This window comes from Mycobacterium sp., from assembly GCF_040509115.1.
In the GTDB taxonomy this organism is placed as follows: domain Bacteria; phylum Actinomycetota; class Actinomycetes; order Mycobacteriales; family Mycobacteriaceae; genus Mycobacterium.
The window spans coordinates 1-9707 of sequence record NZ_JBEVLO010000334.1; the positions used below are offsets into that span (position 1 = coordinate 1).

The 9707-nt window shown below is 67.0% G+C and carries 10 protein-coding genes; 3 read left to right on the forward strand and 7 right to left on the reverse strand.

Annotated features, from left to right (window positions below; genetic code table 11):
• The 4 genes from ABW137_RS23395 to ABW137_RS23410 form a co-directional block, all read right to left on the reverse strand.
• Positions 1 to 1472 (reverse strand): MMPL family transporter (locus ABW137_RS23395; RefSeq protein WP_526403840.1); only part of this gene is annotated, 1472 nt, incomplete at its 3' end.
• Complete coding sequence (locus ABW137_RS23400; protein WP_526403841.1) at positions 1469 to 1921, reverse strand: MmpS family transport accessory protein; 453 nt, start codon at positions 1919 to 1921, stop codon at positions 1469 to 1471. The genes ABW137_RS23400 and ABW137_RS23395, both read right to left, overlap by 4 nt.
• A complete protein-coding gene (locus ABW137_RS23405) occupies positions 1908 to 2411 on the reverse strand; it encodes a MarR family transcriptional regulator (RefSeq protein ID WP_526403842.1) in 504 nt (167 codons plus the stop codon). Before ABW137_RS23405 ends, ABW137_RS23400 begins: the two co-directional genes overlap by 14 nt.
• A gap of 348 nt (positions 2412 to 2759) precedes the next feature.
• Positions 2760 to 3962 (reverse strand): cysteine desulfurase-like protein, encoded by a 1203-nt coding sequence (locus tag ABW137_RS23410; RefSeq protein ID WP_526403843.1) that lies wholly within the window; start codon positions 3960 to 3962, stop codon positions 2760 to 2762.
• 74 nt (positions 3963 to 4036) lie between these two features.
• Here ABW137_RS23410 and ABW137_RS23415 point away from each other — a divergent pair, with 74 nt between their 5' ends.
• Positions 4037 to 4882 carry a cutinase family protein gene (locus ABW137_RS23415; protein WP_526403844.1) on the forward strand — a complete coding sequence of 282 codons (846 nt, stop codon included), beginning with the start codon at positions 4037 to 4039 and terminating at the stop codon, positions 4880 to 4882.
• A 5-nt stretch (positions 4883 to 4887) separates the two neighbouring features.
• On the opposite strand, the gene ABW137_RS23420 is transcribed toward ABW137_RS23415, so the two are convergent.
• Both ABW137_RS23420 and ABW137_RS23425 read right to left on the reverse strand, forming a co-directional pair.
• Positions 4888 to 5289, reverse strand: a complete 402-nt coding sequence (locus tag ABW137_RS23420; protein ID WP_526403845.1) for an ester cyclase — start codon at positions 5287 to 5289, stop codon at positions 4888 to 4890.
• Positions 5290 to 5297: 8 nt separating this feature from the next.
• Entirely contained in the window at positions 5298 to 6473 is a 1176-nt protein-coding gene (locus ABW137_RS23425) for an acyl-CoA dehydrogenase family protein (protein ID WP_526403846.1), read from the reverse strand.
• Between the two features lie 117 nt (positions 6474 to 6590).
• Here ABW137_RS23425 and fabG point away from each other — a divergent pair, with 117 nt between their 5' ends.
• The gene (gene fabG, locus ABW137_RS23430; RefSeq protein WP_526403847.1) at positions 6591 to 7334 is read left to right on the forward strand and encodes a 3-oxoacyl-ACP reductase FabG; all 744 of its coding nucleotides are present in this window, start codon (positions 6591 to 6593) and stop codon (positions 7332 to 7334) included.
• A 22-nt stretch (positions 7335 to 7356) separates the two neighbouring features.
• Entirely contained in the window at positions 7357 to 8550 is a 1194-nt protein-coding gene (locus tag ABW137_RS23435) for an acyl-CoA dehydrogenase family protein (protein WP_526403848.1), read from the forward strand.
• A gap of 7 nt (positions 8551 to 8557) precedes the next feature.
• On the opposite strand, the gene ABW137_RS23440 is transcribed toward ABW137_RS23435, so the two are convergent.
• A complete protein-coding gene (locus ABW137_RS23440; RefSeq protein ID WP_526403849.1) occupies positions 8558 to 9496 on the reverse strand; it encodes an NAD(P)/FAD-dependent oxidoreductase in 939 nt (312 codons plus the stop codon).
• Between the last annotated feature and the right edge of the window lie 211 nt (positions 9497 to 9707).

A 9707-nucleotide genomic window follows, 5' to 3' on the forward strand; every position in this document is an offset into this window, starting at 1 on the left:
CGCGTGATGCTCTGCACCATCGCAATGCCCTCGGTGTGCATCACGTTGCGCGCCACCGCATTCAGCACCAGCATGTCGGCCGGGTTACGCATGTCGTGTTCGGAGTTGATCATCAGGATGTCGGGATTCATTCGCGCCTGGGAGAAGTGCCGGTCGGCAGCGGCGAACCCGACGTTGGCCGGAGCGTCGTCGGGCAGGTAGTACTGATCGTTGTATGCGGGCTTGTAGCCGGGAATCGCCACGATGCCGATCAATACCACGAACAGGCTGACGACGAACACCGGTCCCGGCCAACGGACTACGGCCGTGCCGACTTTGCGCCAGAAGCGACTTTGGGCCGGGCGCTTGGATTCGTACAGCCCGATCTTGCTGCCGAGGAACAGGACTGCGGGCCCCAAGGTGACGGCCGAGAGCACCACCACGATCATGCCGATCGCCACGGGGGCGCCCATCGTGCTGAAGTAGGGCAGCCGCGCGAAGCTGAGGCAGTAGGTGGCGCCCGCGATCGTCAGGCCGGAACCCACGATGACCGGCGCCACGGACTTGAACGTCGCGTAGTACGCGTCCTCCCGGTCTTGGCCGAGGCCCCGATCCTCTCGGTAGCGGCCGAAGATGAAGATGCCGTAATCGGTGGCCGCGGCGATCGCCAACATCGTCAGGATGTTGCCCGCGAACGTCGTCAGTCCGAACACGTCGTTCATGGCCAGCACCGACACCACGCCGCGCGCCGTCAACAACCCGATCGCGGTCAGGAAGAGCTGGATGAGGGTGGTGACGATCGACCGGTAAACGACCAGCAGCATGAACGCGATCGCGATGAGCGTGAAGAGCGTGATCTGCGCGAGGCTCGCGTTGCCGATGACGTGTAGGTCGTCGGTCAACGCGGCCGGGCCCGCGACGTAGGCCTGCACGTTGGGGGGCGCCTTGGTGTCCTCGATGGCCTTGCGGACGCTGTCGACGCCTTCGTTGGCCAGCGTCTGTCCCTGTTCGCCTGCGAGGTTGATCATCACGTAGGCCGCCTTGCCGTCGGCGCTCTGCGCGCCCGCGGCGGTCAGGGTGTCCCCCCAGAAGTCCTGGATGTGCTGAATGTGCTGGGGATCTGCCTGCAGCTTCTTGATGATCTCGTTGTAGTAGTCGTGCGCGTCCTGGCCGAGGGGCTGCTGGCCCTCGATGATCACCATGACGGTGCTGTTGGAGTTGAACTCCTGAAAGTTGGCGCCCATCAACTTCATCGACGTCATCGACGGTGCGTCCTCGGGAGCCATCGGCGCGGAGTGCAGCTCGCCGACCACCTCGAGTTGCGGGGCGATGACGTTCACGATGACCGCGACGACGATCCAGAACAGCACGATCGGGATCGAGAAGATCCGGATGGCGTGGGGCAGGTAGGGCCGCTTGGGGTGGTCTACGGAATCAGCCTCTGCGGGGGCGACGGGGCTTTCCGGATCCTCGGTGGGAGTGGCGTGCGTCATGCCGACTTCACCAGGCAGTAGGTCTGGGCGTCGATCCCATCGGCGGTTTGTTCCTCACGGACGGTTCCATTCACGGTGACTCGGCATCCAATCTGATCGCCATCGGTCTGGGCCATGAGGCTGGCGCTGACGGTCGGCAGGGTCGTCGACAAGGTGATCGACCACGGCAGCGGCACGGAGACCGTGTGCACGTTCGCGTCCGGGTCGAAGTAGCTGATCTGGGCGGTGCTTCCCGAGCCGTACACGTCGTAGACCATGACCTTCGGGTTGAACTGCACGATCTCGATGCCCGCACCCGCGTTGGCGTTGAGGTCCTGGGAGGCGAACTGCCGGTGCAGCCGCGACACGACCAACCCGGAGATCGCCAGGACGACGATCAGGACCAACGGAATCCACACCTTCTTCAGGCCGCGGCCGATCGGAATCGACTTCACCTCAGTTCCCTTCATCAATCTGGTCGGCTTCGGCTACGTCGCTCTCCGATGCGTCCTCCGCATTCGCGGCGAGTCGTTGGAGGATCGGGAAGGCGACCTGCGCGGCGAGCCACAGCACGTGTTCCTCTTCGGATGACAGCGTCGTGAGCAACTCGGTGAGCCGTTCGCGGCGGAGCTGCCTGCGCTCGTCGATGACGTCGAGGCCGTGCTGGGTGATGCCGATGAGGGTGGCGCGCCCGTCGCCGGGGTCGGCGAGGCTGGTCACCAGATCATGGCCCTTGAGACGATTGATCAGCTGAGTCATCGACGGCTGGCTGACGCCTTCCTTGGTGGCCAGCGTGGTCAACCGCAGCGGCCCTTCCCGGCTGATCCTGTTCAGGGCGAACACGGCGGACGCGCTCAGGTCTGCGCGGTCGGTGAGGAATCGGGCCGTGAGATCCACGGCCTGATCGAGGAACTGTCCTACGCACGTGCTGACGACTCGTTCGGTCGCCTGATCTGCCACCTCGTACATATATCACGCGACTTATGTAGTGGCGACTCGGTGTTGGTGTCCGACCGGTTCACAGCCTTCTTCCAGGGAAGATTGGGAATAGAGCGTCGGGAGGGGCGGTTGAAGATCGCCCCGCCAATGCCGCCAGGGGGTGCGATGGACGGCGAGTCGGTACGAGGGTGAGATCAGCCGTTTTGGTGAATCATCTTGATAGTGACGGTATTCGAGCAGGGATGTGCCAGCTCACACGCGTCCATCTGCCCGAAATCGCAACGAATCTGACGGATATGCATAATGCCGGTTATGCATCGACGTCGGCCCACTGTGGTGAGCGGTGTCGGCCAACGACGTTGGTGGACATCAGCTCAGAGTTGCAGAAAGCACGCCGAGAAGCCGGTCGGCGTCGTCAGCGGTGTTGTACGGGGCCAACCCGATGCGGAGCCCGCCGTCGTCGCCGAGCCCAAGTCGGCGCGTCGGCTCGTAGGCGTAGAACGAGCCCGACGGCGCATTGACGAGATGGTCGGCGAGGGCGGCGCTGATCGCCGCGGCCCGCTGGTCGGCGAAGGTGACGAGCAACGTCGGTGTCCGCCTGGCCGCGCGGGAGTGGATGGTCACGCCCGGCAGCCGATGCAGCCCGTCCTCGATGCGCGTGCGAAGCGCATCCTCGTGTTCGGCCAACGCCGTCATGCTCGCGATCAGTCGCTCGCGGCGGCTGCCCACGGCGTCGGTCATGCCCGCGAGGAAGTCGACGGCCGCCGTCGTGCCCGCCATCAGTTCGTAGGGCAGCGTGCCGTGCTCGAAGCGTTCGGGCACCCGGTCGGTGGCGGGCAAGAGCTTGGCGGGGCGCAACTCGCTCAGCAGCTCGGCGCGTCCGGCAACGACGCCGCAGTGCGGCCCAAGGAACTTGTAGGGCGAGCACGCGAAGAAGTCGGCGCCGAGCGCGCGCACGTCGACGGCGTCGTGGGCGGTGTAGTGCACGCCGTCGACGTAGAGCAGTGCTCCCGCATCGTGCACCAGCGCCGCGATGGCCCGTACGTCGGGCATCGTCCCGACGAGATTCGACGCAGCCGTGACGGCGACGAGCCGGGTGCGCTCGCTGAGCTGCGCCTCGACGTTGCGCACCGGCAGTTCGGCGGTCCCCGGGTCGAAGTCGACCCACTTGACCACGGCGCCCGCCGCTGCCGCAGCGATCACCCACGGTCGGACGTTGGCGTCGTGATCGAGCCGGGTCACGACGACCTCGTCGCCAGGCGCCCACCGCGCCGAAAGCGTCCTGGACAGGTCGAAGGTGAGGGCGGTCATGCTGCGGCCGAAGATCACCTCGTCGGGATCGGCGTTCAGCAGGTCGCCGAGCGCGCGACGGCACTGCACGACGATCTCCTCGGCGTTGCGAGCTGCGAGAGTGGCGCTTCCGCGGTTCGACAGCGGGTGCAGCAGCGCGTCGCGGATGGCGTCGGCCACCGGCCTCGGCGTCTGGGATCCACCGGGCCCGTCGAAGTAGGCGGTGCCGTCGCTCAGGGCGGGGAAGTACTCGCGGATGGCGTCCACTTGCAGGCGGGTCACCCCCGAAGTTTGTCACTGTGCGTAACGCGCGAGGCCCCACTAGCGATCAACCGGCTGTCGGAGGGAAGAACATCGTGATTCGTCGTCTGGGCTTGACCGTCGTGGTCGCAGGCATGGCACTGGCTGGAATGGTCGGGCTGTCGGCGGGAACTGCTGCCGCCGCACCCGGGTGCGGTGACTATCACTGGATCGGTGCCGCGGGCTCGGGGCAACGCGACGCCGCGGGCATGATGTCCAACGGCGGCATGGGCGGCGCGGTCTTCCAGTCGTATCAGCAGCTCAGCTCGGCGTTGGCCGCTTCGGGCTACACCATGACCGCGGAGGCCGTGCAGTATCCCGCGGCGCCGGTGCCGGTTGAGGACGGCCTCGGCGGCTGGATGGACTTCATGGACAGTGTCGAGGAGGGCACCGACGCCGCCGCCGACCAGTTCGCGGCGTTCACCGAGCGCTGCCCGGACACCAAGGTGGTGCTGGCCGGCTACTCGCAGGGCGCCATGGTGATTCACCGCAACCTCGACGACCTCGCCGACGATCCGCACGTCGCGGCCGCCCTCCTGATCGCCGACGGAGACCGGCTGCCCGGCGACACCACCTTCAACATGGGCTCGGCCGCAAGCGTGCCGGGCGGCAAGGGCGTCGCCCAGGAGCACTCGTTCCTGGCCTCGGCGCCCACGTCACCGCTGCCACCCGAGATCGGCGCGCGCACCATCAGCGTGTGCGACGTCGGCGACCCGGTCTGCGACTTCGATCCGGACGTCAACAGCGAGGTGACAGCCGCGGGCATCGCGATCCACACCGCCTACGTGCCCGCGGCCAGCGGGGCCCACGCCTGGGGCACCCCGCTTTACCAGCTGGTGATGGCGAACGCACCTACCGCGGCATTGCCGTCGTCGACGGAGCTGTCCGCAGCCGGCGCGTGACGGCCTCACTGCCCGAGTTGCGCACCGATGGCGGGGACGTCGATCAGCGACGACACGTGCGCGATCTTCGATCCGTCGAACCGATAGAAGACGTGCTCCGCGAACGAGATGGTTGCGCCCGTCGGCTGAAAGCCCAGGAAGGGCCGCTCGGGCGTGCAGCGGAACAGCAACCGGGCACCGACGGTGTTGGTGTCGGCGACGAGCAGGTCGATGGTGTAGCCGAGATCGGGGATCGCCAGGGCTTCGCCTTCCCGCGCTTCCCGGTAGTCGTCGATGGTCATCGGCTTCTCGTTGTAGGTGAGCCGTGGAGAGACGAACTGCCCCAAGTCATTCCACCTCCGTTCGTTCAGGCAGCGGAGGTAGGCGCGGTAGACGTCGGCGAGCTCGGCAGCCGGACCGGAAGACATGGTCGACACTAACCCCGGCTCGCGCGCTGCGCGGCCTTGACCAGTCCGCCGCCGATGATGAGGCGCTGAATCTCGCTGGTGCCTTCGTAGAGCCGCAGCAGCCGGACGTCGCGGTAGATGCGTTCGACGGGGACGTCGCGCATGTAACCGGACCCGCCGTGAACCTGGACCGCAAGGTCGGCCACCCTCCCGACCATCTCCGTGCAGAACAGCTTGGCGGCCGACGGTGCGATGCGGCGGTCCTGATCGGTCACCCACATCCGCGCGGCGTCGCGAACCATCGCGCGGCCGGCCATCACGCCGGTCTGCATGTCGGCGAGCATCGCTTGCACCAGCTGGAACCCGCCGATCGGCGTCCCGCCCTGGGTGGCGCTCGCGGCGTAGGACACCGATTCGTCCAGCGCCCGCTGCGCGGTGCCGACCGACAGCGCCGCGATGTGAATGCGGCCACGGGCCAACGACGTCATCGCGGCCCGGTAGCCGAGGTCCTCGGAGCCACCGATCAGGGCGTCGGGACCGACCCGGACCCCGTCGAGGTTGACGTCGGACGTCCAGGCGCCCTCCTGGCCCATCTTGGCGTCCTTCGGCCCGACCTCGACGCCATCGGCATCGGCGGGCACCAGGAACACGGCGATGCCGGGTCCGTCGTCGTCCGCGGGCCTGGTGCGCGCGAAGACGACGAAGAGGTCGGCCGTCGGGGCGTTGGTGATGTACTGCTTGCGACCGGTGAGCACCCAGGAGTCGCCGTCCCGAACTGCCTTGGTGCGCAACCCCGATGGGTTCGATCCCGCGCCAGGCTCGGTGAGCGCGAACGATGCGACGACCTCACCGGAGGCGATGCGCTCCAGCCAGCGAGCCTTCTGCTCGTCGGTCCCGAAGCCGACCAGTACCTGGCCCGCGATGCCGTTGTTGGTCCCGAACATCGACCGCAGCGCCAGTGACGTGTAACCGAGTTCCATCGCCAACTCGACGTCCTGGACGAGGTTCAGGCCAAGTCCTCCCCAGTCCTGGGGGATGGCATAGCCGAACAGGCCCATGGCCTTGGTCTGGTCGCGGATGTCGTCGGGCACCCGGTTCTCGTTCATGATCTCCAGCTCGCGCGGCACGACGACGGAGCGGACGAAGTCGCGCGTCGCGCCGAGGATGTCGCCGAAGTCCTGATCGCTGACGTCGCTGTCAGGCATGGGTGGGTGCTCCTCGGGACGTGATCGATGGGCATGTTCGGTGGGCATGTTCGGTGGGCATGGCATCCGCGGTCTCTATATTCAACCCTCACGGACTGCACGAAGGGGCTTGGACACATGGCAGCACTTCTCGAGGGGCGGACCGCGGTCGTGACCGGCGGGGCGCAGGGGATCGGCCTCGCGATCGCCGAACGCTACGTGGCCGAGGGCGCGCGGGTGGTGCTCGGTGATCTCGATCAGCAGGCCAGCGAGGCGGCCGTGGCGAAGTTGGGCGGCGGCGCCGTGGCGGCCGCGGTGCGCTGCGACGTCACCAGCGCGACGGACGTCGAGGCGTTGATTGCCGCCGCCGTGGACACCTTTGGCGGACTCGACGTGATGGTCAACAACGCGGGCATCACCCGCGACGCCACCATGCGCAAGATGACCGAGGAGCAGTTCGACCAAGTCATCGCGGTCCACCTCAAGGGCACGTGGAACGGTACGCGCAGGGCCGCCAACGTCATGCGCGAGAACAAGAGCGGCGCGATCGTCAACATCTCGTCGATCTCGGGCAAGGTCGGCCTGATCGGCCAGACCAACTACTCGGCAGCCAAGGCAGGTATCGTCGGGCTGACCAAGGCCGCCGCCAAGGAGGTCGCGCATCTCGGCGTGCGGATCAACGCGATTCAACCGGGTCTCATCCGCTCGGCGATGACCGAGGCCATGCCGCAACGGATCTGGGACGCCAAGCTCGCCGAGATTCCGATGGCCCGGCCTGGCGAGCCCGACGAGGTCGCCAAGGTGGCCCTGTTCCTGGCCTCCGATCTGTCCTCGTACATGACCGGCACCGTCCTGGAAGTCACTGGCGGCAGGCACATCTGATGGTCGTGGGGTGGGATCGCGCGTGACCAGACTTGCGCAGACGGCCGGGCTGACCGACGTGCAGACCGAGATCGTGGCGGCGGTACGGCAGTTCGTCGACAGAGAGGTGATCCCCAACGCCCAGGAGCTCGAACACGCCGACGCCTATCCGCAGGCGATCGTCGACCAGATGCGGGAGATGGGGCTGTTCGGCCTGATGATCCCCGAAGAGTATGGGGGACTGGGGGAGTCGCTGCTCACCTATGCGCTCTGCGTCGAGGAGTTGGCGCGCGGGTGGATGAGCGTGTCCGGGGTGATCAACACCCACTTCATCGTCGCGTACATGATCCGTCAGCACGGCACCGACGAGCAGAAGGAGCGTTTCCTGCCGCGAATGACGACCGGTGAGGTGCGCGGCGCCTTCTCGATGTCGGAACCCGAACTGGGCTCCGATGTCGCGGCCATCCGCACCAGGGCGGTCCGCAATGCCGACGGTGGGTACACCATCAACGGTCAAAAGATGTGGCTGACCAACGGCGGAAGCTCGACCCTGGTTGCGGCACTGGTGAAGACGGATGAAGGGGCCGACAGGGCGCACCGCAACCTCACGGCCTTCCTCGTCGAGAAGCCCGCCGGCTTCGGTGAGGTGCTGCCGGGACTCGTCATTCCCGGCAAGATCGACAAGCTCGGGTACAAGGGCATCGACACCACCGAGCTGATCTTCGACGGCTACCGGGCCGCGGAGGCGGACGTGCTCGGCGGGGCGCCTGGGCAGGGCTTCTTCCAGATGATGGACGGCGTGGAGGTCGGCCGCGTCAACGTGTCCGCGCGTGCATGCGGGGTAGGCATCCGGGCATTCGAGCTCGCGATCCGCTACGCCCAGCAGCGGTCGACGTTCGGCAAGCCGATCGTCGAGCATCAGGCCATCGCATTTCAACTCGCCGAGATGGCCACCAAGGTAGAGGCCGCCCACCTGATGATGGTCAACGCGGCCCGCTTGAAGGATTCCGGCGAGCGCAACGACGTCGCCGCCGGGATGGCGAAATACCTTGCCAGCGAGTTCTGCTCAGAGGTGACCGAGCAGAGCTTCCGCATCCACGGCGGGTACGGGTACTCCAAGGAGTACGAGATCGAGCGGCTGATGCGCGACGCACCATTCCTGTTGATCGGCGAGGGAACCAGCGAGATTCAGAAGACCATCATCAGCAGGAGTCTGCTGAACGAGTACCGGCTCTGACGGCAGCTCAGCCGAGTCGTGCGGCGAGGGCCTCACCGAGCCGGTGCCCGGACAGCCAGGCCGCTTCGATGCGCGGCGCACCCGACGGGCACCAGGTGTCACCGCACAGACCGAGCGGACGATCGCCGTGCGTGGTGAGGCCGAACGCCTCGTTGCCATGTGTGCCAACGGGTTTCGCGAACGTCCAGCGGTGCGCGTGGGTCCACTCCGGGGTGGCCGAGACGCCAAGGACGCGCTCAAGCGCGGCGAGGACGGGAGCGATGGCCTGGTCCGGTGAGTCGAGGTGGGCGGTCGCCCGCTTTGCGGTCGTGTGCGCGACGAGAACGGCCGCGCCGTCGCCGCGCCGGGATCCGTCGTCGGCGACGAGGGTCAGGTCGGGATCGTCGTTGACGAACGCGGCGTGGGTGATCGGCCAGCACCGCTGCGTCCACCCCGCCGCGACGGCGATCACCGGTTCGAAGGAGACCCACTCGGCGGCGTCGGGCGCCAGCCGGGCGGCCTGCGGGTCGGGCATCGCCAACACGACCGCGTCGTGGTCCAGCTCGTCGAGAGCACTGACGGGCCGGTCCAGCCGTAGGTTCGCGACGGATGGGTCGGGCAGGTGGGCGCCCACCAGCGCCCGCAGACCACCGGGCGCGGCGTATCGCACCGGGCCGGACGTGTGGCCGTGACCGTCGGCGGAGAAGACGTCGAAGGTGTCGGTCCATTCGCGCACCAGCCCTCGCGACGACCAGTCCTCGACCACGGCGACGAACTCGGGGTCCTTGACGGTGAGGTACGCCGCTCCGACGTCGACCCTGCGACCATGCAGAGAGGGCGAGGCCATCCGGCCGCCTGGGGCTCGGCCGCGGTCGATCACGTCGACCTCGATCCCGTGCTGGCGCAGCGCTGCGGCGCAAGACGCGCCCGAGAGGCCGGCACCGACGACTGCGACACGAGACGGCATGGGGACAACGCTAGTCACCGGAGTGCCGTTTCGGACCCGACTCCGGGCTGAGTTAAGCGGGTAGCGTCATTTCCAGCGCGGGTGCGAATTTCATGCCAAACTCATATTTCGCGCACCGCACCCGGTGATGCATACGACATTGCAGCGGGGAATAAATGGCGACGAATCAATTCTGAATTTGTCGGGGGAAATCAAATAAAATGAAGCAACC

Bases quoted from the DNA above. Each gene is read 5' to 3' on its own strand.
- ABW137_RS23400 (WP_526403841.1), bottom strand. From the start codon at position 1,921: ATGAAGGGAACTGAGGTGAAGTCGATTCCGATCGGCCGCGGCCTGAAG.
- ABW137_RS23425 (WP_526403846.1), bottom strand. From the start codon at position 6,473: ATGCCTGACAGCGACGTCAGCGATCAGGACTTCGGCGACATCCTCGGC.
- fabG (WP_526403847.1), top strand. From the start codon at position 6,591: ATGGCAGCACTTCTCGAGGGGCGGACCGCGGTCGTGACCGGCGGGGCG.
- ABW137_RS23440 (WP_526403849.1), bottom strand. From the start codon at position 9,496: ATGCCGTCTCGTGTCGCAGTCGTCGGTGCCGGCCTCTCGGGCGCGTCT.
- ABW137_RS23420 (WP_526403845.1), bottom strand. From the start codon at position 5,289: ATGTCTTCCGGTCCGGCTGCCGAGCTCGCCGACGTCTACCGCGCCTAC.